General features: G+C 42.8%; 21 protein-coding genes. 14 read left to right on the forward strand and 7 right to left on the reverse strand.

Going from position 1 to position 23,559, the window contains the following annotated elements; genetic code table 11:
* Positions 1-104: 104 nt before the first annotated feature.
* From OH461_RS07680 to OH461_RS07695, 4 genes are read left to right on the forward strand one after another with little or no spacing between them, the layout of a single operon-like run.
* Complete coding sequence (locus OH461_RS07680; protein ID WP_270020048.1) at positions 105-2,147, forward strand: type I restriction-modification system subunit M; 2,043 nt, start codon at positions 105-107, stop codon at positions 2,145-2,147.
* Entirely contained in the window at positions 2,147-3,520 is a 1,374-nt protein-coding gene (locus OH461_RS07685; protein WP_270020049.1) for a restriction endonuclease subunit S, read from the forward strand. Before OH461_RS07680 ends, OH461_RS07685 begins: the two co-directional genes overlap by 1 nt.
* Entirely contained in the window at positions 3,520-4,758 is a 1,239-nt protein-coding gene (locus OH461_RS07690; protein ID WP_270020050.1) for an FRG domain-containing protein, read from the forward strand. Before OH461_RS07685 ends, OH461_RS07690 begins: the two co-directional genes overlap by 1 nt.
* Before the next feature lie 20 nt (positions 4,759-4,778).
* A complete protein-coding gene (locus OH461_RS07695; RefSeq protein ID WP_270020051.1) occupies positions 4,779-8,003 on the forward strand; it encodes a type I restriction endonuclease subunit R in 3,225 nt (1,074 codons plus the stop codon).
* A 59-nt stretch (positions 8,004-8,062) separates the two neighbouring features.
* On the opposite strand, the gene OH461_RS07700 is transcribed toward OH461_RS07695, so the two are convergent.
* On the reverse strand, positions 8,063-9,277 hold the full coding sequence (locus tag OH461_RS07700; protein ID WP_270020052.1) for a tyrosine-type recombinase/integrase: 1,215 nt from the start codon (positions 9,275-9,277) through the stop codon (positions 8,063-8,065).
* 444 nt (positions 9,278-9,721) lie between these two features.
* The gene (locus OH461_RS07705) at positions 9,722-10,417 is read right to left on the reverse strand and encodes a pirin family protein (protein ID WP_270020053.1); all 696 of its coding nucleotides are present in this window, start codon (positions 10,415-10,417) and stop codon (positions 9,722-9,724) included.
* A gap of 333 nt (positions 10,418-10,750) precedes the next feature.
* On the opposite strand from OH461_RS07705, the gene OH461_RS07710 reads away from it, so the two are divergent.
* Together OH461_RS07710 and OH461_RS07715 are read left to right on the forward strand one after the other, a co-directional pair.
* A complete protein-coding gene (locus OH461_RS07710; protein WP_270020054.1) occupies positions 10,751-11,266 on the forward strand; it encodes a GNAT family N-acetyltransferase in 516 nt (171 codons plus the stop codon).
* A complete protein-coding gene (locus OH461_RS07715; protein WP_270020055.1) occupies positions 11,256-11,771 on the forward strand; it encodes a M23 family metallopeptidase in 516 nt (171 codons plus the stop codon). Before OH461_RS07710 ends, OH461_RS07715 begins: the two co-directional genes overlap by 11 nt.
* Before the next feature lie 83 nt (positions 11,772-11,854).
* Here OH461_RS07715 and OH461_RS07720 read toward each other — a convergent pair whose 3' ends face one another.
* Complete coding sequence (locus tag OH461_RS07720; protein WP_270020056.1) at positions 11,855-12,295, reverse strand: hypothetical protein; 441 nt, start codon at positions 12,293-12,295, stop codon at positions 11,855-11,857.
* A 35-nt stretch (positions 12,296-12,330) separates the two neighbouring features.
* The gene (locus tag OH461_RS07725; RefSeq protein ID WP_270020057.1) at positions 12,331-12,606 is read right to left on the reverse strand and encodes a nitrogenase-stabilizing/protective protein NifW; all 276 of its coding nucleotides are present in this window, start codon (positions 12,604-12,606) and stop codon (positions 12,331-12,333) included.
* A 151-nt stretch (positions 12,607-12,757) separates the two neighbouring features.
* Here OH461_RS07725 and OH461_RS07730 point away from each other — a divergent pair, with 151 nt between their 5' ends.
* Entirely contained in the window at positions 12,758-13,345 is a 588-nt protein-coding gene (locus tag OH461_RS07730) for an SMI1/KNR4 family protein (RefSeq protein WP_270020058.1), read from the forward strand.
* On the opposite strand, the gene OH461_RS07735 is transcribed toward OH461_RS07730, so the two are convergent.
* Positions 13,342-13,890 (reverse strand): hypothetical protein, encoded by a 549-nt coding sequence (locus OH461_RS07735; protein WP_270020059.1) that lies wholly within the window; start codon positions 13,888-13,890, stop codon positions 13,342-13,344. The two genes, OH461_RS07730 and OH461_RS07735, sit on opposite strands and share 4 nt — an antisense overlap.
* A gap of 62 nt (positions 13,891-13,952) precedes the next feature.
* The gene (locus tag OH461_RS07740) at positions 13,953-14,492 is read right to left on the reverse strand and encodes a hypothetical protein (protein WP_270020060.1); all 540 of its coding nucleotides are present in this window, start codon (positions 14,490-14,492) and stop codon (positions 13,953-13,955) included.
* 163 nt (positions 14,493-14,655) lie between these two features.
* Between OH461_RS07740 and OH461_RS07745 the strand changes: the two genes are divergently transcribed.
* The 6 genes from OH461_RS07745 to OH461_RS07770 all read left to right on the forward strand — a co-directional run bounded on the left by OH461_RS07745 (position 14,656) and on the right by OH461_RS07770 (position 20,832).
* Positions 14,656-15,999: a DASH family cryptochrome gene (locus tag OH461_RS07745; protein ID WP_270020061.1), complete on the forward strand. Its 1,344-nt coding sequence runs from the start codon at positions 14,656-14,658 to the stop codon at positions 15,997-15,999.
* Complete coding sequence (locus OH461_RS07750) at positions 15,996-17,540, forward strand: cryptochrome/photolyase family protein (protein ID WP_270020062.1); 1,545 nt, start codon at positions 15,996-15,998, stop codon at positions 17,538-17,540. Before OH461_RS07745 ends, OH461_RS07750 begins: the two co-directional genes overlap by 4 nt.
* A 79-nt stretch (positions 17,541-17,619) precedes the next feature.
* On the forward strand, positions 17,620-18,501 hold the full coding sequence (locus OH461_RS07755; RefSeq protein ID WP_270020063.1) for a LysR family transcriptional regulator: 882 nt from the start codon (positions 17,620-17,622) through the stop codon (positions 18,499-18,501).
* A gap of 140 nt (positions 18,502-18,641) precedes the next feature.
* Positions 18,642-19,253, forward strand: a complete 612-nt coding sequence (locus OH461_RS07760) for a LysE family translocator (RefSeq protein WP_270020064.1) — start codon at positions 18,642-18,644, stop codon at positions 19,251-19,253.
* A gap of 16 nt (positions 19,254-19,269) precedes the next feature.
* Positions 19,270-20,067 carry an AraC family transcriptional regulator gene (locus tag OH461_RS07765; RefSeq protein WP_270020065.1) on the forward strand — a complete coding sequence of 266 codons (798 nt, stop codon included), beginning with the start codon at positions 19,270-19,272 and terminating at the stop codon, positions 20,065-20,067.
* A 300-nt stretch (positions 20,068-20,367) separates the two neighbouring features.
* Positions 20,368-20,832: a GNAT family N-acetyltransferase gene (locus OH461_RS07770; RefSeq protein ID WP_270020289.1), complete on the forward strand. Its 465-nt coding sequence runs from the start codon at positions 20,368-20,370 to the stop codon at positions 20,830-20,832.
* A gap of 108 nt (positions 20,833-20,940) precedes the next feature.
* On the opposite strand, the gene gltS is transcribed toward OH461_RS07770, so the two are convergent.
* Positions 20,941-22,164: a sodium/glutamate symporter gene (gltS, locus tag OH461_RS07775; RefSeq protein WP_270020066.1), complete on the reverse strand. Its 1,224-nt coding sequence runs from the start codon at positions 22,162-22,164 to the stop codon at positions 20,941-20,943.
* Between the two features lie 311 nt (positions 22,165-22,475).
* Between gltS and OH461_RS07780 the strand changes: the two genes are divergently transcribed.
* Complete coding sequence (locus OH461_RS07780; protein ID WP_270020067.1) at positions 22,476-23,558, forward strand: efflux RND transporter periplasmic adaptor subunit; 1,083 nt, start codon at positions 22,476-22,478, stop codon at positions 23,556-23,558.
* Position 23,559 lies beyond the last annotated feature (1 nt).

The following is a 23,559-nucleotide window of genomic DNA, read 5'->3' on the forward strand; positions in this document are numbered from 1 at the left end:
TAAGTGATAGTAGAAAACTCAGTTTTACGAAACATCATTACAGACCAAATAGTCAATTCTTTGTATAATCGGCGCAATTTTTCATATTTGATGTGCTGATTATAATGACTAACAACAATTTCTCTTCAACAGCCGCATTCCTTTGGTCGGTGGCTGACCTTTTACGTGGCGACTTCAAACAATCTCAATACGGTCGCATCATCCTTCCGTTCACGCTACTAAGGCGCCTTGAGTGTGTACTAGAAGAAACCAAACCAGAAGTGATTGCTAAGTTTGAAGCTGTAAAAGCAATGCCAGTAGAAGCGCAAGAAAAGCTCCTGACGCACACTGCAAAGCTAAGCTTCTACAACACCTCAAAGATGGATTTAAACCGCCTTGGTGAAACAGGTGTGGCAAGCAACCTAGAAAGTTACATTCAGTCATTCAGCCCTAATGCTCGTGAAATATTCGAGCACTTCGATTTTTTCAACACCATCGACAAACTAGAAGAGGCAGATCTGCTGTATAAAGTAGCGAAGCGTTTTGCTAAGGCAGATCTACACCCCAATGTGATTAAAAACCATCATATGGGGTTAGTGTTTGAAGATTTGATTCGAAAGTTTGCTGAAGCAGATAACGCTACTGCGGGTGAACACTTTACCCCAAGAGACATCGTTCGCCTGACCACATCACTGGTATTCAGCGATGATGATGAAGTGCTAACCCAATCAGGCTTAGTTCGCTCTATCTATGACCCAACAGCGGGTACAGGTGGTTTCCTATCTTCTGGTATGGAGTATGTGCACGAGCTAAACGAAAAGGCGTCACTGTCGGCATTTGGTCAAGAGCTTAACCCTGAGTCTTACGCTATCTGTAAAGCGGATATGCTTATCAAAGGACAGAAAGTCGATAACATCAAACTAGGTAACACCCTCTCGAACGACCAACTGCGCACCGAGAAGTTTGACTACATGCTGTCTAACCCACCATTCGGTGTAGATTGGAAGAAGATTCAAAAGCACATCAACGATGAACACAAAGAGAAAGGCTTCGAGGGACGCTTTGGTGCGGGTCTACCTCGTGTCTCCGATGGCTCTCTTCTGTTCTTGATGCACCTTGTTAGCAAAATGCGCCCACAGCATGAGGGTGGCTCTCGTATTGGCATCATCCTTAACGGCTCACCACTGTTTACAGGTGGTGCGGGCAGCGGCGAGAGTGAGATTCGTCGCTACATCCTTGAGAACGATCTACTTGAAGCGATTGTCGCTCTACCTACCGACATGTTCTATAACACGGGTATCGCTACCTATGTATGGATTCTATCAAGCCATAAGCCAGAGCACCGTAAAGGCAAAGTTCAGCTAATCAACGCATCGAAAGAGCGTGCAAAATCTGGTAGTAGAGGTCGCAGCGGTGGCACTGAAGTTGAGGGAGATGACGAACACGTATTCTACTCAGCTATGCGTAAGTCACTTGGCAGTAAGCGTAAAAAGCTAACCGAAGAGAGTATCGAGACTATTGTAAAAACCTACGGTCAATTTGTTGAAAACGGCTTTAGCAAACTATTTGACTACAAAGAGTTTGGCTACCGCAGAATCACGGTTGAACGTCCACTGCAACTGGCTATCTATCCAAAAGATGAAACTCGCCTAGAAGCCCTACAAGCTGATAAAGCATGGGCGAAGCTAGATGAAGCACTACAACAAGCAGTTCTTGATGCGCTAGCCTCTTTTGATGAAGATAAGCTACTGTCTCGTGACATTTTCAACAACGCCCTAAAAGCTCAACTAGCACCAGCGAAATTAAGCGCAGCACAGCTAAAACTTATCGTGAAACACCTTAGTGAGCACGATAATGATGCAGAAGTATGTAAGATTAAAGGCAAACTAGAAGCTAACCCAGAACTGCGTGATAACGAGAACGTGCCGCTTACAGAAACGGTTGAGGATTACTTTGCTCGTGAAGTATTGCCACACGTTCCAAACGCTTGGATTGATGAAAGCAAAACTGATGAGAAAGATGGTGAAGTGGGCATTGTCGGCTATGAGATTCCATTTAACCGCCACTTCTACGTGTACGAACCACCAAGAGCCTTAGAAGCGATTGATGCGGATTTGGATGCAGTATCGGCTGATATTATGCAGTTGCTTCAAGAGGTGCATTCGTAATGACTGGGCGTTATAAGGCATATCCTGAATATAAAGAAACGAATCTCAGTTGGCTTGGTAAAGTTCCATCACATTGGGAAACCGTACCGCTAAAACATTTAGCAAACCTAAACCCCAAAAAATCAAGCGTAGATAAGGAAATGCACCATCAAGATTGTAGTTTCTTACCCATGGATAAGCTAAAACTAAATAGCCTTAAGCTAGATGAAACGAAGCAAGTCTCGGAAGTTTTTGATGGCTACACTTATTTTGAAGATGGTGATGTCCTACTAGCAAAAGTAACACCGTGCTTTGAGAATAAGAACATGGCTGTAGCTCGTGGTTTAAAAAACGGATTAGGTTTTGGTTCTTCTGAAATTTATGTGTTGAGAACCAATAATAAGTTACATAACCAGTTCTTGTTTTATCGACTTCAAGAAGATGCATTTATGGATATTGCGACTGCGGCAATGTCTGGTGCCGGTGGTTTAAAACGTGTACCAGCAGAAGTCATCAATACATACAAAGCTGCTTTTCCTGAGTTTGAAGAACAGCAAAAAATCGCCAATTTCCTCGATCACGAAACAGCCAAGATCGACACCTTAATTACCAAGCAAGAAAAGCTGATTGAGCTGTTAAAAGAAAAACGCCAAGCGGTGATTTCTCACGCAGTGACCAAAGGGCTTAACCCTGATGCACCAATGAAAGATTCTGGTGTGGAATGGTTGGGTGAAGTGCCTGAGCATTGGGTTGTATCGAAATTTGCTTATTTGAAAACAGTCTTAACAGACTACACAGCGAATGGTTCTTTCGCTGACCTGAAAGCGAATGTTGAGTATAAAGACAGCCCTTCTTTCGCCCGCCTAGTTCGTCTAACAGATTTACGTGTTGATTTGCAAAATGATAATGGTGTGTGGATTGATGAAGACTCATATAAGTATTTGAGAAAATCAGCACTTCATGGTGGTGAGTTCTTGCTTGCTAATGTTGGTGCGTATGCAGGATTGTTCTATCAAATGCCTTTTAATAAGGGGCCTGCATCACTAGCTCCGAATATGTTTATGGCTAAATTTAATACCACCCAAGTTAAGCGAGAGTTTATGGCGTATGTGGGACAATCAGATGGAGTCGCTAGCCAGCTAAAACTATCTGCCACAGCAGCGTCTGCTCAGCCTAAACTCAATAAAGATGACTTTAAAAGTGTCAGGTTTACTTTCCCTTGCATGGGAGAGCAACAAGAAATCATAGATTATCTAAATATAGAGCTACCGAAGCTAGATCTCCTTATGTCTAAGCAAGTGAGAGCGATAGAGCTAATGAAAGAGCGCAAGACAGCTCTTATCTCAGCAGCAGTAACAGGCAAGATTGATCTGCGTGATTGGGAGGCTATGTAGTGAAACAGAATCGTGCCGAAAGCCTCGCAGACTTTATAGCGATTTGCTCAGAAATAAAGGTAAAAGAAGATCACACATTGTTTTTTAGAGGGCATGCGTCTCACACTTTCATTCCTTTGCCTACAGTTTTTCGTCATCAATATGATGATCCAGCTAACGCTAAGTATGTTGTCAGGGAAGAAGAATTATTTCATAACTTGATTACTCGGTGCCCAGAAGAGTTTAAAGACTGCACCTCCACATTTGATTGCTTGGTAAAAATGCAACACTATGGACTACCAACTCGTTTGCTCGATATCACGAGCAATCCATTAGTGGCTCTTTATTTTGCAACAGATGAGTATGGCTCAAGTGATACAGAAGCTACAGATGAAAGTGAAAATTTAGAGACAGAGTGCTTAGAAGTTCATGAGTCATCTAAAAACTATGATGTTTCACCTCTTTCTGATGGTGATGCCCGTGTACTTATTTATCAAGTACCTAACGATGAAGTTAAGTTTTATAACAGTGATATTGTCTCTGTTATTAGTAATCTTGCACAAATGAGCAAAAATTTTGAACTTGACAAGACGCTTTATAAAACTCAGTTGTTACACGCTATCCAGTCTGAAAAACCATATTTTAAAAGTGATATTAAGGGGCGGGATTTAGAATCGGTAGTATGCGTAAAACCCAAGCTTGATAACAAAAGAATCATCAAACAAAGTGGTGCTTTTTTTCTCTTCGGTATGGGGGGAGATAAAACAACGCCCAAACGGATCCCTGAGACGTACCGCCCTAATGTAAAGCATATTGATATTCCCTCCCAAGCAAAAGCTATGTTGAGGCAACAGCTTGAGACGTTAGCTATTTCTAAGGCTACCTTGTTTCCTGAGATAGATAGTGTTGCAAACTTCTTAAAATCAGAACCACTTGTTGTTACTACAACAAAAGAGGTTTTATCTGATAACTCTCCTCAAGAATACGCTCAATCAAATATCCTCGAACAGTTTGCAGAATCTATTCGAGATAAATTAACAGGTAACCAAATGCTTGAAGAGCAACTTAAAAGCAATTCTAAGTCTCAAGCAATGCGAGGTTTCTTCGTGGATTTAATGGATAGCGCTTTGGCTGAAAGCATAGATACGCATTACGAAATAGCAGTAAAAGTTCTCTCCGACCATGAACTTAGGAACAAAGTTGAACATTTTGTTTATGAAAAACTAATGCATGATTTGAAGTTAAATCAAAGTATCTAAGTTTTTCAAAGGGAATATGAATGAACCAAGAAAACTCTACCCGAGAAATTGAATTCCAAAACGACATCCTTGATCAAATGCACTCTCACGGTTGGTTGTTAGGTGCGTCGAACAAATACAACAAAGAGTTGGCGCTATACCCTGAAGATGTCATCGCCTTTGCTAAAAAATCGCAGCCTGAACAATGGGAACGTTTAGCTAAGCACTACCCAGAAACAGACCGTAACCCAACCGCAACGGCTGATGCGCTGTTAAAGTCGTTAGAGCGAGAGCTGAAAAGCAAAGGTACGCTTTGGGTTCTGCGTAACCAAATAAAAGATCGTGGTGCGAAGTTTAGCCTGTGTAGCTTTAAGCCAGACCATGACCTAAACCCAGATGCTACCGCTCGCTATGAGCAAAACATCCTGCGTGTTGTGCCTGAGCTAGTGTACTCACCTAATGGTTATGATGGTCGCCTAGACTTAACGCTATTCGTGAACGGTATTCCTGTCGCTACTTGTGAACTGAAATCTGAATTTAAGCAGTCTATTGATAATGCCAAAGTTCAGTATATGAAAGATAGGCAGCCAAAAGACCCAGCAACCAATAAGCCAGAGCCACTATTAACCTTTAAGCGTGGTGCATTGGTTCACTTTGCGGTTAGCCAATACAACGTAGCAATGACGACTCGCCTAAATGGTAAAAGCACATTCTTCCTACCGTTTGACCAAGGTACAGCCGATGGTGGTGCGGGTAATGAACAGCCAGAGAACGAAAGTGAATACGCTACTTCTTACCTTTGGAATGAGATCTTCCAGAAAGACAATCTATTACTGATTCTTGGTCGCTACATTCACCTAGAAGTGAAAGAAGAAGAGCAACTAGACGGCTCAATCAAGACCAAAGAAACCATGATCTTCCCTCGTTATCACCAGTGGGCGGTAGTATCAAAGCTACTGAACACGGTCGATATGGAGGGAACAGGTAATAAGTATTTGATTCAACACAGTGCTGGCTCAGGTAAATCTAACTCGATTGCTTGGTTATCCCACCAACTGGCATCAAAGCATTACTATACCGATCATCCTGAGCTGAGTAAGCAAACGGGCGATAAGGTGTTTGACTCAGTTATTGTTATCACAGACCGAACGGTACTGGATAGCCAACTGCAAGACACCATCTATCAGTTCGATCATAACGAGGGCATGATTGCTCGTGTGAACCGAGAGGAAGCACAAGGCAGTAAGTCTAGCCAATTAGCAGGAGAGTTAAAGGCAAGTACCTCGATCATCATCGTGACCATTCAAACATTCCCTCATGTGCTTGAAGCTATCCGTAAAGATTCAACACTTGCTGGTCGTAGTTATGCAGTAATTGCTGATGAAGCACACTCTAGCCAAACAGGCACAACCGCTCGTAAGCTGCGTGAAGTGCTTATGGCTGAGCAACTAGAGGGCGATGAAGAACTTGATAGCGAAGATATGCTACGCTTGTCTCTTGAAGCTCGTAAAGGTTCAAATAAGATCAGCTACTTTGCGTTCACAGCAACACCGAAAGGTAAAACGCTGGAGCTATTTGGTCGTCCTGAAGATTCAGACGCGCCACTAAGTGATGACAATAAGCCTTTGCCTTTCCATGTGTACTCGATGCGCCAAGCGATTGAAGAGGGTTTCATTCTAGATGTTCTGCAAAACTACACCAGTTATCGAGTTGCCTACCAATTAGCACACGATAACCCTGGGTCAGACCAAGAGGTAGACAGTAAGAAAGCTGCAACCAAGATGGCGAAATGGGTTCGTTTGCACCCACACAATATCTCTCAGAAAGTTGAAACCATCATTGAGCACTTTAATAGCAAGATTAAGCATTTGTTAGGTGGTGAAGCGAAAGCAATGGTTGTCACCAGTAGCCGTTTAGAAGCGGTGCGTTACAAGCTTGCTTTTGAAAAGTATGTCGAGAGTAAAGGCTACGATAACGTGAATGCGATGGTGGCATTCTCTGGTGAGGTGAATGACCCAGACTTACCTGAAGAGCAGTTCACTGAAAAGACCATGAACCCTAAGCTCAATGGTCGAGATATGCGTAAAGCGTTTGATACCACGGACTATCAAGTGATGCTGGTGGCGAATAAGTTCCAGACAGGTTTTGACCAACCAAAGCTGGTGGCAATGTATGTCGATAAACCGCTAAAAGGTGTTGAGTGTATTCAGACGCTTTCACGACTCAACCGAACCTGTAAGGGCAAAGATAAAACGTTCGTTCTCGATTTTGTGAATGACCCAGAAGAGATCTTGAATGAATTTAAGGTTTACTTCCAAACCGCTGAACTGGCAGGTGTATCAGACCCGAACATTGTTTATGACCTAATGAACAAGCTTGCGGAAGCGGGTATTTATCAATGGTATGAGGTTGAGTCTTTCGTAGAAGCCTACAATAGTAAGCAAGCGAATCAAGCTAAACTCGCTAACCTATGTAAGCCAGCCGTAGACCGCTTCACGATTCGCTATAAAGAAGCCTCGCAGGTTCTTCAATCAACGCAAGCCGAGCTCTCAAAAGCCAAGAATGAAAAGAACGACAAAGCAATTAAGTACTGCGAGAACCTAGTTAAGAACGCCAAAGAGACACGAGATATTCTAGAGGTATTTAAGAAAGACCTAATCTCGTTCTACCGCTACTATGAGTTCACCTCACAGATCGTAGACTTCGATGACTTTGAGCTAGAGAAGCTAAGTGTATTCGCTAAGCATCTACATCCATTACTTCGCCTAGATGTTGTCGAGGATGATGTAGACCTAACAGATGTTGTAATGACGCACTACCGCCTACACCAACAGCGTGAAGCAGACTTACAGCTAGGATACAAAGTTGGTGAAGAGCAGAAGCATTATCTTGCTCCAACTAAAGAGGGTTCAGGTGCAACACCGAAAGACCCCAAAACGGAGTTTCTCAATGAGATCATTCAACGAATGAACGATTTGTTCATTGAAGATGGATTGACTGAGAATGATATGCTGAGTTATGCAAACACATTGTTTGGCAAAGTCCAAGATGATGAAATTGCAGTTGACCAAGCAAAGAACAACTCTAAAGAACAAGCGATGCTAGGACGTTTCCCTGAAATCGTGCAAACCGCCATAATAGAGAGTATGGATACTCACAATGCAATGGCAATGAAAGCACTGTCTGACGATACAGTTAGAGACGGTCTTGCCAGTATTGTGTTCGATATGATGATGCGTGGTTTAGGTAAATCGGCAAACCGTTGATCACTAGGAATGGCACCTGTAATAGGTGCCGTTTTTCTTTTTGGTGAACTACTTTAGAGTTATTCATTGTATCGAGACTTAGCCTCTAGAATGTAATCACTCCACCATTCCATGATCTCTTTTCTTTGTTCATAGAAATCAGAGCGATTGTAGCTAGCTCTGGTTTCATTTTGATCTGAGTGTGACAAACAGGCTTCTATATGCAAAGTATCGAAGCCTTGCTCGTGCATCGCTGTAGAGGCGATAGATCGCAAACCGTGAGCAACAAGTTCATCTTTGAAGCCGAGGCTTCGCTTTAGAGCTGCATTTGCTGTGTACAGGCTTATATGGCTTGATGAATTACGCTCACTCGGGAACACGTATTCATGCTCCTCACTCTGAAGCCGCATTTGCGACAAAATCTCAATCGTAGCGTCTGTTAGTGGCACTCTATGTTCTTTCCCACGTTTCATTTCCGCAGGAGGAATAGTCCAGCATTTCTGGTTCAGGTCGATATCTCTCCAACGCGCTCTAGCTGCTTCTTTTGGTCGCGTCATTGTATGAAGCTGCCAAAGAATTAACAGTTTAGTTTTCTGGCGAATGTTAGCGTTATCTTGTAGTTGCTTTAATAACCGGTTTAATAACTCGGGTCGGATTGTGGGCATGTGTTTTACTTCATGTTTTTCGAACGCATTAATCATGCGGGTCAGTGGGTTAGCATTGATAATGCCGCTATCAACACCGTATTCCATGATTTGATTTAGAGATTGGCAAATTCGCTTGATTGTCGATAGTTTTTGGTCGTTCTCTAGTGGCCGTAAAGCCTGAACTGCACTCAAACGAGTGATGGACGAAATTGATGTTCTACCAAAATGGGGAAAAGCGTAAAGCTCTAATGTCCGCCAGATACGTTCTGCATGATTAGTGCTGACGGTTTTTTTCTTTCTTCGAAACCACTCTTCAGCTACTGCGAAAAAGGTATTGGTTTCTTGACGAATGGCCTCTAGTTTGAGTTTCTCAATATGTCCTTTGGGGTCGATTCCATTGGCGATGAGATTACGGTGTTCTTGAGAGATTTTTCTGGCATCTGTTAGTTTTAGAGATGGATAAGAACCAAGAGATAGCTTCTTAACTGTCTTGGTTACAGGGTCACTGTACCTAAACTGCCATGATTTTGTACCATTGGGACGGATGCGAATATTGAGCCCATTCCCATCAGCAAGAATATACTCCTTACCTCTAATCTCAGCATTCTTGATTTCTTTGTCAGACAGTCTGACGGTCTGTTTCGGCATGTGAAACCCTCAAAAAATTTTGGGGGAGTATACAGTAGTTTAAAGTAATGGGGTACATTGTGGGGTACAAAACAAGTAAGAAGTGGTGAGCTTTAATAGGACGTGCTAAGACTGTGGTTTTTAGTTAAGTCTTTGAATTGTATTGATTTAGTGGGTTGTTTTAGATGTCATTGGAATTCAATGTATGTGGCCCGGAAACCATTGGATTGACATGGGATTAACCTTGGAAATTCTTCGTTGGCGTCAATTGTAAGGGTTATCAGCCAAGAGTAAAGGGTAAAACGAGTGAAGTGATTAAAGGATACCCGGGTTAAATCAGGGCTAAGGGATAAATGCGAAAAGTTCGTCGATAGTGCCACTAGCGCTCACTAAATCTATTTTCTCAGTGAGCGCCAGTCTTGGTTTAGCACTGTGCTTGGGCTATCGAATCAACTCGTAAATTTGCTATGGTAAATCAAAGATCAAAGCTTTGATGGTTTGTTGCCCGCTGTTCTGCAGAGTAATGTGAGCTTGTTGTTCTATCTTGGCACCATCGCCAGCGTGCAAAACCACGTCATCAACAGACAAGTCACCCGATATTTGGTGTACGTAGATATTGCGTTCGCCATTGATAGGCAACTCTAGTTCTTGCTCTGGCTCTAAGACGAGCTGATATAACGTGGCGTCTTGCTTTATATGCAGTGTGCCATTTTCACCTGTAGGCGTTGCGATTGTGGTTAAGCCATTGTTAGCACCGAAGTCTTTCTGTTGATACCCGGGCTTTTGTCCAACCACATTAGGTTGAATCCAAATTTGAAGAAAGTGCAACTTGTCTTGTGGCGAGCCATTGTACTCACTGTGATAAATGCCACTTCCAGCAGACATCAGCTGAAATTCGCCCGCGGGTAAGCTTTGGATATTGCCTTCGCTGTCTTTGTGCTCAATTATCCCTTCAAGTACATAGCTGATTATTTCCATATCTTTATGGCCATGAGTATCAAATCCGGCCGATGGCTCAACGATGTCGTCATTGATCACTCTGAGGGAAGAAAAGCCCATTTGAGCAGGGTCGTAATAGTGACCGAAAGAAAAAGTATGTTTGCTATCTAGCCAGCCAAAGTTTGCTTGGCCTCTGTCTTGAGCATGACGGACGGTAATCATAAGCTTGCTCCTTGTTGACTGCTTCACTGGTCATTGTTGATGACTTTAGTGTAAGCATCTCGACAGAGGATAGAATGAGAGGTTGTTGATGATGTAATTCGAATTCTTTGAACATCTCGTTAAGGTTTAATTTTTTATAGACGATTCTTTAAAGACGCTCTCATTTTATCTATCTGTTGTGGGCAAAGTTTGTATTCAATCACGAGTTATATATAGTCATGGATTCAAAAGGATAGGGAATATGTTCTAACGGCTCTATTGCCAATATCCTGATTGCTTTAAGTGATACCGCTGATATCAAAGTTAACGACATGGAACTGTGACAAAAAGGATATGTTAGAGACGGAGAGGCTGATTCTAAAGCCGGTTACACAACAAGATATTGATGTTTATACTGAGTTACTCTCGTGCCCGAAAATAACCCGTTATCTACCGGGTGGTCAGCCATTTAGTGATGATTATATTAAAAACTATGTACCGAAAAAAGTCGCGCATTGGCGACATGGTTTTGGCACGTTTATTCTGTTTTTAAAGTCTGATCCAAGGGTGAAAATTGGCTATGCGGGTGTGGAATACACCACTGATAGTCAGGTGCCTGATATTCGCTATGGCCTGCTCGAAAGTTATCAAGGTTTTGGCTATGCGTATGAAGCAGCAAAAGTATCGGTTGAATATACATTAACCAACACGGACATTAAGCGCATATTTGGTGTTGCCGTTGAAGAGAACCAAGCATCAGTGAAGTTGCTTAAAAAGTTAGGTATGCAACCAAGTGACACCGTTGTTTATGATGCGGACGGTTTAGTTACCTTCTCAATCACGCAAAAGGATTTAGAGAGTGAAGCTTAAACTGTCGGTTTGCCTATTCGCCGTGTTATTGATTGGCTTGGCACTTCCTAGTCAAACGGTTATTCCAGTTAAAAATGCCAGTTGTCATGACTGGAATCCCAAAACATTTTGGTTCGAGCCGTGGGGTTCTTCTGGAGTGCACAAGGGTATCGATGTTTTTGCCACAGAAAACACCCCAGCCATTGCCGCAGCATCAGGGTTTGTGTTGTTTAAAGGTGAACTCGCAAAAGGTGGAAAGGTAGTATTAATGCTTGGGCCTAAATGGCGTTTGCACTATTACGCGCACTTGAGTGACATTGAATCGAAACTTAGCTTTTGGGTGGATAAAGGACAACAGATTGGCGGGGTAGGCACAACAGGAAACGCGGTGGGTAAACCCGCTCACCTGCATTATTCCGTCGTAACTTTGCTGCCATATCCGTGGCTTATCACGTCAGAAACTCAAGGTTGGAAGAAGATGTTTTACCTTGATCCTGCTTTGGGGTTTGAAAGTTGCCAACGCTAATTAGGTATTAGATGAGATAGTTAGCGTCTTTGTATCAGAACCAAAGCGCGTGTTAATTTGTCCTTAAGCGGTTGGTAATCGGTTTAAGGGCATTGGACAAACTCAGTTTGCTTACTATCGATGTCCAACGCTGTTTGATGACTTAATGCCATTGTCTCTGGGTTGGCAGGAAACTGAGCACCAGTTCCGGGCCAGTAGTAAATACCATTGTCTAAGCATAGAGTCACTATCACGGGATTTGTGTCTAATTCTGTCTTCTCTCCTTTTTCAAAATAACCGACAAATTCGATGTTATCGTGTGTTTCACCGCGAAACGTCTCGACCACTTGTGCATGGTAGATATGCTTATCGTCGTGTTCTTCTTCAACCACATCTACTTTGGTGTATTTTAATACAGCTGAATAGGGTGTTTCATGAATTGCGTTAGTTAGGGAAGTGTTGAGTTCGTTGTCCGCAATTGCCGAGTGAGATAGTGTGAAACATAAAGTGCTGAGCAGGGAAAGATTGTGCGTAAGCCTTGTCATCGTTAACTTCTCCGTAAGTTGCATCAAATTAAACTCTAGCGCCGTTGGCAAGTAGTACAGCCTCGACATGCTTGGCGAGTTTGCTTATTAAGTTTGGAGCGTTGTACTTTGCAATAGGCGTTTTTCAGTGCCCGCCTTCCAGAAAACCAATCGTCCGGTTTGGTCAGAATTACATAACCATTAAAGCGTTTTACCAGCTCTATGCGGTTTGCAGCAATGAACTTGCTGTCGTAGCCAATTTCAAAGTAGTCCAGAGCCTGCTCAATAGAGGTGAAATTGGCGATGGTTTGTTGGATGTCAGAGGTGCTCATAACCGCCTATGTGGTAACAAGGTTAAGTTGCTGTCATTGTATCTTAAGTTATGGGTAAAAATAATCAGCGATGTTTGATGTGCCTCGCTCGACAATTGCTACTTGGCTGTATATATTCGTCTATCCCTATGATTTAAAGAAAGTTATCTCCATGTCTGCACCACAAATCACCACTTTCAACGAAGTTTTTGGACAAGATTCGCCAATCGCGCGAGCTAACCCTAATCTTGAGAAGTTCCAGTTTGTTCCTAGTGAAGAACCTATTCCAGAGGCATTCATTACAGCGTTAAAGAATGATTTGCAGATCGAACTGCCGAGTATGTTTATCGACTTCATAAACCAATGTGGTGGATTTGCTGCAGGAGCAGACTTTCTCTACCCGTCCGCGCGTAAAGATGGGGCGATTTGTTCTCCGTTTGTCGAGTTTGAGTTTGAAAATCGCCTGACGGGTTTGAGTTTGTTTGAAGGGTTTATCGCTCCGGGGAGTAATGCATACGATACACAATTAAGTACTTTAGTAGACTGCTTTACTGACGATTACCATGCGAGTGAGCTTAACGGCAGAGACTTACGAAAACTTATTCCGTTTGTGTGTGAAAACGGGGATCTTCTGTGTTTGGATTACAACGATGTCAATGATGGCGAACCATCGATTGTCATGGTCACTTATGATGGTGTTGCTATCACTCGCGTATTAGATAACTTTGAAGCAATGCTAATCGCAATGGTAATACGTTAACGAACATCCTGTACGACAAGTTCAATCATTAATGTGTCAGATATTGCTTGCGCCAACTGGTGGATTTTGTCGCGGTCTGAGCTTTCCTCAACCGTATGGTCTCGACCCTGTTTAGGCTCTAAGTACAAATAGGCGGTGCTGGGAGCGCCTTCATCGTAAGTAATCTCGACACGTACTCGTTTAAGGTCGTATTTGCTGAACAGTTTTTTACCATTCAATAGGACGTCACTGCTATATCGGTAAAGCTCATAACGCTGACCAAAGATAAGCTTACGTACGTCATTAAGCAATTTCAGTACGATGATGATTCCTGCAAAGGCGAACAATGAACTGATCGCGAAAAGGATGAAATCGTCTTTCTTTAGAGCCTCATAGTGTTGCCATCTTAGCTGTAACTCTTGGCCGATAAGGGAGGCATCGAGCAGAATCCACCACCAAACAATAACGAACCCGCCAAACATGACACAACGCTTTAGCTGTCGCCAACGGGAACGAATAAGGATAAGTTGTTCGCTATTTTGAGAGGCGATATAGACTGCACTCATTAATTTTGGCCTTCTATAGTTTGGGGTTTAGGGTCATTAAGAAAGGGGTAAGTTTAAAATCGCTAATTGAGTGATTTCTTTCGGCTGATCTTAATTCTGATTGCGTTAGAGATATGTTCAGCCAGTTCTTCAATGGCGTCTTTATCGTAGCTGTGTTCAATTGCGCGTGATTTTCCGTTGAGTAAACGGAGGATAAGAGAGTAACGAATCGCGTGTTCTTTTTTCGCTTCGCTGATTTCAAAACTCTGAATATCGAAGTAGCTATAAAGTCTGCGTTTACCAAAGTAAATCTCGGATTTTTTATTATCGAACCGGTAACTATGGCCAAGAATGGCTCTTTCTATAGTCGCGAGAGTGTTAATGGTATGAATAATAAGCGCGATACCAATGATAACAATGGTCATTACACGAGCGTTGAGGCTGCCGCCACGCTGTAAATGCTGCAAGGTGTCTATTACGTAGGCTTTTGCTTGCGGGTAGGTAAAAAGAACCCAAGCAATGATGGCGATTGACCAACACATCAGGATTGCTTTAAACAGTTCTCGTGTGCGTTTAACGGAAAGCAGGAGTTCATGCTTATCGTTGTTGATGACTTTTAACATCTCATATCAACCATATTCAGGATTATGAGATGTATTTTATAAATTTAACGCACTGATACTTAGGAATATTTGTGAGGTGCGCTGTACATTTTGTTTATTACTTATGAGCTGTTCTCCTTTGTCTTTCGTATTCATTTAAGTGAATAAAAAAGGAGAGCAGTGAATGAAAAAACGTGGAATTTACTGGGTTACCAATGATTTTCGGGTAAAAGAAAACCCACTGCTCAATAAAACGAATGAAGTGGATGAGTTGGCGATCGTCCACTATTTGCCAGGTGTTACGCCGTTCTTACAACACTATGCTGGTGTGACGAGGATCGGTCGTAACAAAGATAAGTTCATCAAACAAACGATTTACGATTTCAACCACGCACTGCAAGATTATGGTCAAAAGCTCCACACTTTCGCTCATGAACCCTTCAAGCACCTATATAAGTTAATCAGCTCCTTAGATATCACTCACCTTTATTGTGACGACTTTGCTGGATGGAATGAGAAGCGAGTGATTGAAAAGCTCACACACTATTTCCCTAACCTCAAGGTAGTAAGCGTTAACAATCGAATGCTGTTTGATGAAAATCATCTACCTCTGCTTAGAGAAGGGGATTTAGACACGTTTTCCAAGTTTAGGAGGCGTGTGGAATCGAGCATACCTTTAAACGCCCATGAGGTTCTGTTTAGCCTACCAAAGCGCATTTCTTTATCGGGTGAGATAAGAATAAGCGGTTTTCATTGTGGTGGTTCCGATTTCCTTGGCGGAGAGCAAGCCGGATTGAATCATTTGGAACGCTACTTTGAACAAGATTTTGCATTGCATTACAAGCAGACGCGCAATGCCTTAGAGGGTGAGGGCAATTCTACGCAGTTTTCTCCTTGGTTGGCGCTTGGCTGTGTGTCTCCACAAACGATATTACGTAAACTCAGGATTTTCGAGGCTTGTCATGGCACGAATGACTCAACCGCTTGGATAGAGTTTGAACTTCTGTGGCGCGAGTATTTCTATTGGTATAGCCGAAAGCATGGTAGCAAGTTGTTTAAGTTTAGTGGCATAAAGAAAACGTCGCCGTTAACCAGTTTCTACGCTCAGCGTTTTCAACAGTGGAAACAAGGTGCGACGGCCTTTCCTTTGGTTAACGCTTGTATGCGCCAGCTCAATCAAACGGGTTTTATGTCTAATCGAGGTAGGCAAATTGTCGCGAGTTGTTTAGTTAATGAACTGCAATTAGATTGGCGCTATGGAGCCGCATATTTTGAGACTCAATTGATAGACTATGATGTGTCATCCAATTGGGGTAATTGGCAGTATCTGGCAGGAGTAGGCGCTGACCCTCGAGGCCTACGACGTTTTGATATCGCTAAGCAAACCGAATTTTACGATCCTGAACGTCAATTCATCATGAAATGGTGTGGCTCTGAGTATAATCATATTGGGAAGACTGAAGTGATAGACAGTGTCGATATGGTCGACTGGCCAGTAGAAGCGAACATGAAGCGAGGCTTACAGTGAATATAACTCGGGTACGACTGATTCTCGGTGACCAGCTTAATCATAATCACACTTGGTTTAATCAGGTAGATCCCTCTACCTTGTACCTCATTGCGGAGCTAAAACAAGAGACTGGCTACGTGAAACACCATGTGCAAAAAGTGTGTGCATTCTTTGCTGCCATGGAGGCGTTTTCTATAGCCTTGCAACAAGAAGGTCATCATGTGTTGCATTTAAGCCTTGATGAAAGCAGCAAATACAAAAATTTGAATCATTTAATTGGTGAAGTCGTGCAGCAACACTCTGCAACGCAATTTGAATACCAACGACCAGACGAATATCGACTGCTCGAAAGTATGAAATCGCTGGAGTTAGAAAACTGCCACATTAACTGCGTTGATAGCGAACATTTTATGCTGCCGTTTGATGAAATCTCAGCGCACTTTCAACCCAATAAACGCACTGTAATGGAACCGTTTTATCGCCGAATGCGCAAGCGCTATGGCATTTTAGTTGAAGATGGCAAGCCCTTTGGTGGTAAATGGAATTTCGATGCGAATAATCGCAATAAACTAAAAGCAAACGATCTTGGTGAGTTGCCTGAACCTCTCATGTTCAGCAATGATGTTGGGGATATTCTACTACGGTTAGAGAGACACGAGGTGAGTACCATCGGGCAGCCTGAAAGGATGCTGTTATGGCCCATCAACCGCGCGCAAAGTTTAAGTCTGCTCGCTCATTTCTGCCGCGTATGTTTGCCAAAATTTGGTCAGTTTCAAGATGCAATGACCAAAAACTCGCCCACACAATGGAGCTTATATCACAGTCGATTGTCGTTCGCGCTCAATACCAAGCTCCTCTCGCCTAAAGAAGTGGTTGATGCGGCTTTGTCGGCTTACAGTTGCGATGCTCGTATCGATCTCGCTCAGATCGAAGGCTTTGTCAGGCAAATTATTGGTTGGCGAGAGTACATTCGCGCAATTTACTGGGCGAATATGCCAAATTATGGTTCGATCAACTCCCTTGCAGCCAGTAGAAAATTGCCCGATTACTTTTGGCATGGTCAGACTAAGATGAGCTGTTTAAACCAAGCGATCACTCAGTCTCTCGATTATGCCTATGCTCATCATATTCAGCGTTTAATGGTAACAGGGAATTTTTGTCTGCTTACTGAGATTGAGCCAGACCAAGTTGATGAGTGGTACCTTGGCGTCTACATTGACGCAATAGAATGGGTAGAAATGCCCAACACTCGCGGCATGGCATTGTTTGCTGATGGCGGTATTGTGTGGACTAAGCCGTATGCTGCTAGTGGTGCATACATTCAAAGAATGAGCGACTACTGCAAAGGCTGTCACTACAACCAAAAGCTCAAATCTGAAGAGAATGCATGCCCATTAAATAGCCTATATTGGCGCTTTATGGTTAAGCATCGCCCAAGCATAGGTAATAACCCAAGAATGGGCATGATTTTTCGCTCTTGGGACAACATGCCAGAGCCTGCACAACAAGCGATATTGCAGCGAGCAGAGTATTACTTGCAGCATATAGAATCTCTCTAAAGCAAACTTGATCCAAGCCCTCGCATTGTATAACCCCTAGCTTTACACTGCTTCAACACAATAGTGAGAGGCTAAGCGTTTGAAAATCGATGATTTGAAGTTACTGGTGAAAGTAGTAGAACTAGGCAGCTTTACTGCGGCGGCGAATGCGCTTGATTTACCTAGGGCGAATGTCAGCCGTAGGATTAACACCTTAGAAACTGACATAGGTGTGCCTATGTTTCATCGCACGACGCGTAGCCTATCTCTAACCCATCAAGGCGAAGCGTATTACCAAGAACTTCGCCAAATATTAGAGCGTTTTGATAGCCTCAATCAGACCATCGTCCGTGATACTAATACCTTAAAGGGCAAGGTTAAGTTCGGGATCTTGCCTGAAACCCACGATCTGTTGCAGCCAATTTTATTCGAGTTTCTCGACCGTCATCCTGAGGTCGAGGTTGATATCCGTGTGATTCAAAATGGTTTTATCGATATGTACCAACAGGGGTTAGACTTTGCGTTTCACGGCGGGGCATTGGTCGATTCAGATTTAGTTGCAAGGCAAGTATTGCAGTTAGATCGCTGCTTAGTAGCGTCACCTCAGTATATTGAGCAATTTGGCGAACCGAAATCGGTAAGCGATATCGCGCAGCATCATGCGTTGTGTTTTCGTTGGCCTACCGGTGAAGTGGATCAAGAATGGCCGTTTTCAAATGAAAGTGTTCGAGTTCAATCTAAGTTCATAGCAAATAGCGTGGCGTTCATAAAAGACGCGACGCTTAAAGGGCGTGGCATCGCTTTCTTACCTAAAGTTCTGGTTAAGCAGCAGCTTAGTTCTGGTGAGCTTGTGCCGTTATTGACCGATCAAGTGGCTAGAAACGAACATGGTTATCTGCTGTATCCGCAGCCAAAAACCCTAAGCCATGTTAGCCGCCAATTGATAGAGCATTTGCTAGCGGAGATCCCTAAGTTGAATTAACGAGTGATTCTTAGCGGGGAAAAGTACTTATTACATTTAAGACCACGTTTGAAGAACAAGGTGTAAATAACAGTTTTGTACAATACTCGTCTAAGCGAGAGTTTTATTGTGTAGCGTACGTTTGAATAAAGGGCTACACGATGACTTCACTATTAATCCCTATGGCAGTTTTCGCCTTGGTTACCTCGATTTCCCCTGGTCCCGTAAATATTATCGCGACGGTTACAGGCGCTAATCATGGCTATGCTCGTACAGTACCGCATATTATCGGCGCAACGCTTGGCTTCGTTTCAATTTTGTTTTTATTTGGACTTAGTTTGTCTCTGATGATGATTGAGATATCAAATTTAGCGAAGGAGGTGACATACGTCGGAGGGAGCTTTTTACTATACCTTGCCTACAAAGTCGCAACACAAGAACCCTCCATTAATAATGAAGAATGCAAAGGTAGTCGAACTGCACCGTCTCTCTTACAAGGAATCATGTGTCAGTGGTTGAACCCTAAAGCATGGATTGTTTCTCTAGCGGGTATTTCGGTTTTCTATACTGGGCACGATGCTGGGATTTGGATGTTAAGTCTATTTTGCGTGATATTTTTTGTTGTTTGCTATATATCGATTTCAGTCTGGGCAAAACTTGGGGTTGCCATTAGCGCGATTTTAGAGACACCTAAGCAGTTTCGGCTGTTTAATGTGTTTATGGCACTACTACTGGCGCTAACGGTTATATATACTTTTTTCCTATCCAGTTGATACAGAGTTTACCTCAATGGTTAAACAACAATTTTATCGGCCTAATTCCGTCCCATTAGAGCTGCGTTGTTCTAAAAATTCATACGCTTGTTATGGAAAGCATACTCATGAAGAGTTTTCTGTTGGTGTGGTAGACAGTGGTCAAAGTGACTATTTCAATAACAATATCGAATGTAAAATTGAAGCGGGTTCTTTGGTCATAGTAAATCCGATGGCGGTGCATTCATGTAATCCGGTACAAAATGCCAATTGGAGCTATAAAATGCTGTACGTGTGCCCGAAATGGATGGGCGACGTTCAATCAATGATTGTAGACAATCCAACTAAAAGTTTTATCCCATTTTCCGCTATTCATACAACTTCCCCGTTGCTTTATAACCAGTTTCAATCTTTGGCAGACTCGATTATAAATGATGTTGATAGCATGAAAGTAGAGGAAGAAAGCATTACGTTTTTCTCTAACTTGTTTAGTAATGCCAACGCTTTAAACGTCGACGATTCGGGCCCAAAGGAAAATGTCGTCAGAGCCCATGATTTTATATTAGCTAATTTTAAGAATAATATTTCTATCAGAGAGATAGCTAAAAATGCTGGGTTAAGTGAGTTCCACTTAATTCATGCGTTTAAAAAATCTTATGGTATTACGCCTCATGCAATGCAAATAACCATGAGAATTAATGAAGCAAAAACGTTGCTTAAAAAAGGGGACAATATCGTCTCGGTGGCTACTGAATTAGGGTTTAATGATCAAAGTCACTTCCATCGGCATTTTAAAAAATTAGTAGCAGTCACACCTACTCAGTACAAGCGCTAGTCTTCATTAGCGGCGGAGTAAATGTATATTACTGCTATTTTTTATGTGGGGTTCTCGTTCAATAAGTTGTTAGTGGCAGTTTAAATAATAGTTTTACTTAGCTGTACCGACCTTTATTGATTAAGGCCATTGGTTGAATTTTCGATTTACATTTTCTCAGTGAAAGTACGTGTAATAACGTTTTTTTGCTGCTCTTTGGTTAGCGAACTAAAGTGCATTGCAGTAGTAAATGGTGATTCTCTCTAAAGCGAAGAGACGCTAATATGAAGAGAACGGTTAATCAATCATGGAGATTTCATGATGAACATAGTGAAAGTAGACGACAGTAATATCCATGTCTATGCCAATCTTTATCAAGGCTATGGCGCAGAGTTTTCTCGAATCATCGATGACAAGCCAGACGAAAATGGTGTGTTTGAGGTTTACCCGCAGCTTAAAGGCACTGTTACTGGGTATTTGCTTTACTTGGACGGTCTACCCGCCGCGCTTACGGCAATTGATGAGAAGTCACCGAAGGCGTATGAAATTTGCGATTTCTACGTACTGCCTTGTTTTCGTAAGAACAAAGTTGGTAAGCGATTTATTTCCAGCCTGTTTAAGCAGCTCGGCGGTTCATGGGAAATCAAACAAGTCGCGGGTGCAGATCATGCAATAAGTTTTTGGCGTGATGTCGTCGGTGATTACACGGCTGACAATTTCGTTGAAGATATATACGAAGACCATAAGTGGGGCACGGTAACAAGGCAATGTTTCACTCATGGATAAAGTGATGGTTTCTACCATCCAGAGCAGTAGGGCTTAATATCAGAAAGCGCATGAGGCAGCTTTAAAGTAGAAAGTATTGCTCCCATTTTAGGGAGCAATACTTAAAGGTTACATTAACGCGATGTAGCCTTGTAAGATGATCAGGTTAACGATGTCGATAAAAAAGGCACCGACGATAGGCACAACAAGGAAAGCTTGTGGTGACGGTCCGTGGCGATTGACTAAGGTCCCCATGTTCATCACAGCAGTCGGTGTTGCTCCCAAGCCAAAACCACAATGTCCGCTAGCAATAATTGCTGCATCATAGTTTCGTCCCATAAAACGGTAGGTTACATAAGTCGCAAACAAACCGAGTAAAATCGATTGAATACATAGGATGAGCAGCAATGGTAATGCGAGATCGAATATGTTCCACAGCTTTAAGCTCATTAATGCCATTGCAAGGAACAGCGACAATGACACTGTCCCCAGCATATCTACGGTCTCTACATCGAGCTTACTGACTTTGCTGACTTCCAAAGTGTTGGTAATGATGACACCAAGAAATAGCGCATAGACAAAGTCAGGAATCATAAGATAGCGAATGCCGAAACTGCTCACCCAATCACTAAATGCGGTCGCACCAGTGACACAAAGCAGAATAAGCGCCAAGCTATGTACAACCCGTTTCGCGGTCACTTTATCCTCTTCATCCACTTGGTAGGTGACAAGCTCTGGGAAGCGCTTATGCGATTGATGTGTATTGCCAAACGCACTCTTAAGATTGTGTTTTTTGATCAAACGCTGCGCCATAGGTGCACCGATGATACCACCGATAATTAAGCCGAAGGTGGCTGATGCCATCGCAATCTCAAGCACATTATTGATGCCATACTGCTCTTGAAAAGTCGTCGCCCAAGCTGCGCCAGTACCGTGCCCGCCAGATAAAGTGATTGAGCCTACAATAAGCCCAAGCAGTGGATCGAGCCCGAGTAGTGTGGCAAGTGACACGCCAACCGCGTTTTGAATCACGATATAGATTGAAGCAATGGCAAGGAATATAAATACCTTTACACCGCCTTTGATCAGTTGAGTGTAGTTTGCAGCGAGTCCTACGGTTGCAAAGAACATCAGCATGAAGGTGTTTTGTAAAGGCAAATCAAAGCGCACTTCTATGCCAATAAAGTGAGCGATGGTAAGTGCAGTGGCAACGATTAGGCCGCCTACAATGGGTTCAGGAATTGAAAAGCGTTGAAGCAGTGGTACTTGTTTGTTTACCCACTGACCTAAAAAAAGCACAACCATGGCTAACAGGAATGATACCTGAGGGCCAATCGATAGCACTTGATTCATTATGTCCTCTTTATTCGTTCACTCTCCGTGGAACGATCATACGGGTTATGAAGGCGCACAGATTACTGCTAAGTTTCCGCTTTAGCTACGAAATTAGTGATTGAAACTACAAATTTATAAATTGACTTTTGACCACAATGTGCTTCCGCGAATGCGCTATTTTGTCATGCTGAAATGCACAGAATATCGTTGATTGGCAGAACTCTTACGTAGATTGTCATAATTTTCGTGACAGTGAGTCACAATAGTGAGTGATTATTTGAACGGTGTTCGATTGTAAGATAGCCCCATCAACATTGGAGCTATTTGATATGAAAAGACCAAACCAATTTTTTTGTATTACAGCGCTAGCCTTACTGGTCAGTGGTTGTAATCAAGCGCAAGACAATCATCCTATTATTCCAAGAGCTAAAACGGTGCAAGTTGTCGAATTGGCCGAACCAGATAGCCGTTCGACAAAACACTTTAGTGGTGTCGTTGGCGCAATCGATAGTGCTGATCTCTCTTTTCGCATTCCCGGTACTATTGAAAGCGTGTTGGTAAGCAAAGGCGACATGGTCAAAAAAGGACAGATAATTGCAACGTTAGACCCTCATGATTATCAAGTAACTGTTCAAGAATTAGAAGCAAGGCTATTAGAGGCTGAATCGGCTCATAAGCTAGCTAAAGCTGAGTTAAAACGTGTTAAACAAGCAACCAATGATGATGCCATTGCGGCGGTCAATTTAGACCGAGCTATTAGCGGTTATGAACGCAGTTTGGCTGCGATAAAAGTAGTTCAAAAGAATATTCAACGGGCCAAGGATATGTTGTCTTATACCGAGCTTAAAGCGCCATTTGATGGTGTGGTTGGCAGTGTTAACAACGAAAAGTTTGAGCAAGTTATCCCGGGCGTAGCGTTTGCGACGTTGCAAAATGACATGCAGTTGGAAGTGGATATCGATGTACCAGAAAACCTAATTTCGGAGTTTGAATTAGGCCAAATAGGAGCTGTGACTTGGTATCAAGGAAACACAGAATTGGTAGGCAATGTGTCTGAAATTGCGCCAATCCCTCATCTTATTAAGCAAACCTACACAGTGACCTACACCTTAGAAAAAGGGGACGAGCGTTTGTTCCCGGGAAAGGTGGTATCGGTCAGCGCGTCTTTAGGTTCTGAAAATGAGGACCACTGTGTGCCATATTCTGCCTTAGTGGGCGAAAAGCAGAGTATGCACGTCAACTTAGTTCGTGAAAATAGAATCGTTTCAACGCCGGTGAACTTGCGCTCGATTGATGCTTACCAAGCTTGCGTTCAGGCTGAAATGCAAAGCGGTGACTTAGTCGTGGTGAGTGGTTCTCAATACCTAGCTGATGGCGATAAAGTCGGCAATATCGTTGTGCGAACGCAGTAAG

Origin of the sequence: Vibrio sp. LaRot3 (assembly GCF_027587025.1) — a bacterium.
Taxonomy (GTDB): Bacteria; Pseudomonadota; Gammaproteobacteria; order Enterobacterales; family Vibrionaceae; genus Vibrio.

What these genes read in the sequence shown, in the direction of transcription:
- OH461_RS07760 (WP_270020064.1), top strand. Translation starts at nt 18,642, where the DNA reads ATGACTTCACTATTAATCCCTATGGCAGTTTTCGCCTTGGTTACCTCG.
- OH461_RS07765 (WP_270020065.1), top strand. Translation starts at nt 19,270, where the DNA reads ATGGTTAAACAACAATTTTATCGGCCTAATTCCGTCCCATTAGAGCTG.
- OH461_RS07685 (WP_270020049.1), top strand. Translation starts at nt 2,147, where the DNA reads ATGACTGGGCGTTATAAGGCATATCCTGAATATAAAGAAACGAATCTC.
- OH461_RS07730 (WP_270020058.1), top strand. Translation starts at nt 12,758, where the DNA reads ATGTCTGCACCACAAATCACCACTTTCAACGAAGTTTTTGGACAAGAT.
- OH461_RS07700 (WP_270020052.1), bottom strand. Translation starts at nt 9,277, where the DNA reads ATGCCGAAACAGACCGTCAGACTGTCTGACAAAGAAATCAAGAATGCT.
- OH461_RS07780 (WP_270020067.1), top strand. Translation starts at nt 22,476, where the DNA reads ATGAAAAGACCAAACCAATTTTTTTGTATTACAGCGCTAGCCTTACTG.
- OH461_RS07705 (WP_270020053.1), bottom strand. Translation starts at nt 10,417, where the DNA reads ATGATTACCGTCCGTCATGCTCAAGACAGAGGCCAAGCAAACTTTGGC.
- OH461_RS07720 (WP_270020056.1), bottom strand. Translation starts at nt 12,295, where the DNA reads ATGACAAGGCTTACGCACAATCTTTCCCTGCTCAGCACTTTATGTTTC.
- OH461_RS07745 (WP_270020061.1), top strand. Translation starts at nt 14,656, where the DNA reads ATGAAAAAACGTGGAATTTACTGGGTTACCAATGATTTTCGGGTAAAA.
- gltS (WP_270020066.1), bottom strand. Translation starts at nt 22,164, where the DNA reads ATGAATCAAGTGCTATCGATTGGCCCTCAGGTATCATTCCTGTTAGCC.
- OH461_RS07740 (WP_270020060.1), bottom strand. Translation starts at nt 14,492, where the DNA reads ATGTTAAAAGTCATCAACAACGATAAGCATGAACTCCTGCTTTCCGTT.
- OH461_RS07770 (WP_270020289.1), top strand. Translation starts at nt 20,368, where the DNA reads ATGAACATAGTGAAAGTAGACGACAGTAATATCCATGTCTATGCCAAT.
- OH461_RS07710 (WP_270020054.1), top strand. Translation starts at nt 10,751, where the DNA reads ATGTTAGAGACGGAGAGGCTGATTCTAAAGCCGGTTACACAACAAGAT.
- OH461_RS07695 (WP_270020051.1), top strand. Translation starts at nt 4,779, where the DNA reads ATGAACCAAGAAAACTCTACCCGAGAAATTGAATTCCAAAACGACATC.
- OH461_RS07725 (WP_270020057.1), bottom strand. Translation starts at nt 12,606, where the DNA reads ATGAGCACCTCTGACATCCAACAAACCATCGCCAATTTCACCTCTATT.
- OH461_RS07735 (WP_270020059.1), bottom strand. Translation starts at nt 13,890, where the DNA reads ATGAGTGCAGTCTATATCGCCTCTCAAAATAGCGAACAACTTATCCTT.
- OH461_RS07680 (WP_270020048.1), top strand. Translation starts at nt 105, where the DNA reads ATGACTAACAACAATTTCTCTTCAACAGCCGCATTCCTTTGGTCGGTG.